This is a genomic window from Streptomyces sp. S.PNR 29, assembly GCF_030386795.1.
Classification (GTDB): domain Bacteria; phylum Actinomycetota; class Actinomycetes; order Streptomycetales; family Streptomycetaceae; genus Streptomyces.
In genome coordinates, this window is the sequence record NZ_JANUQM010000037.1 from 1,407 (window position 1) to 2,640 (window position 1,234).

The window sequence follows — 1,234 nt, forward strand, 5'->3', positions numbered from 1 at the left end:
GTGGATCATGTTCTCGACGAACTCCAGACCCTCCTGGTCGCTGAACATGACCGGGTCCCCGGGTTCCGGGACGCCGTGCAGGCGGATACTCGCGGCCGGCTCGCCGCGCAGCTGGGCCTGACGGTCGACGGGGATGAGAGCTTCCAGCTCCGCGAGCGTGTCGGCCGGTTGGAGGGTGCGCGCGCTCCAGCCGCTGACCGGGGGGATGATGCTGACGACGGCCTTGACCCTGCGGTCGGTGGCGGCCGTGAAGAGGGAATTGGCGCCACCGATGCTGATGCCCCACAGGGCGATGCGGTCGGGGTCGATGTCCTCGCGCAGGGTCAGATGGGTGATGACGTCGCGCAGGTCCCGGCACTGCTGCCAGGGATCGAACTGCTGACGGGGTTCGCCGTCGCTGTAGCCGGTGTTGCGGTGGTCGTAGATCAGGCAGGCCAGACCGGCGTCGGTGAAGCCCCGGGCCATGGCGAACATGGATTCCGCGGGACCGCCCAGGCCGCCCTGGAGGATGGCGACGGGCGGGCGTTCGGGACCGTCGGCCGGGCGGAACAGTTTGCCCCGCAGGGTCAGTTCCGACACACGGAACTCGATGTCTTCGGTGACAGGCATGGTTCTCCTCGTGGTGCGGCTCGTGGCGGGCAGGCGGCGATCAGGTGTGACTGACGGGGAGGTCGTCGGGCAGGAAGTCGATGTCGGCGGCCCGCGGGTCGGCCGAGGCGCGCAGGATGGGGAAGACCTCGGCGCGCATTTCCGTCTCGTACTCGGCCACGGCCTCCACCACGGGTGTCTCGCCGTGGGCGGCGCGCTCCAGGGTCCGGGCGAGAGCCGCGGCGTCGCGCAGTGCCGTGTTGGCGCCGGAGCCGAACGAGGGAGGCATGGCGTGGATCGCGTCACCGAGCAGAGTGACACGGCCGGCCGGCCAGGGATCCGCCGGCTGGAGGTGACGCGTGGACACCGGGAAGATCGTCGACGCGTCGACGTGCTCGACGAGATCGGCCAGGGCAGGATCCCAGCCCCGTACCGCGGTGCGCATCAGCGCGTGCAGGGTTTCGGCGGAGCTGTGCCACAGGTCGGGAGCCTGGGCGGCGACCGGGCTGCCGGGCGGAAGGCCGAGGTTGACCATGATGTAGGGATCGACGGGATCGACGGGGGCGCCGGGCGCCAGTTCGGCCACCGCCTCGGCGACCGGCCTGCGCGGCCGGTACACGCCGTACGCGAACATCGCGCCGTTCGG

General features: G+C 71.1%; 2 protein-coding genes. Both read right to left on the minus strand.

All coding sequences use genetic code 11. From position 1 onward, the window contains the following. On the minus strand, nucleotides 1–609 hold a 609-nt coding region (locus NW895_RS41085), incomplete at its 3' end, for an alpha/beta fold hydrolase (RefSeq protein ID WP_289942363.1). A 40-nt stretch (nucleotides 610–649) separates the two neighbouring features. Then, the coding region (locus tag NW895_RS41090) for an FAD-dependent monooxygenase (protein ID WP_289942364.1) at nucleotides 650–1,234 on the minus strand (585 nt) is incomplete at its 5' end.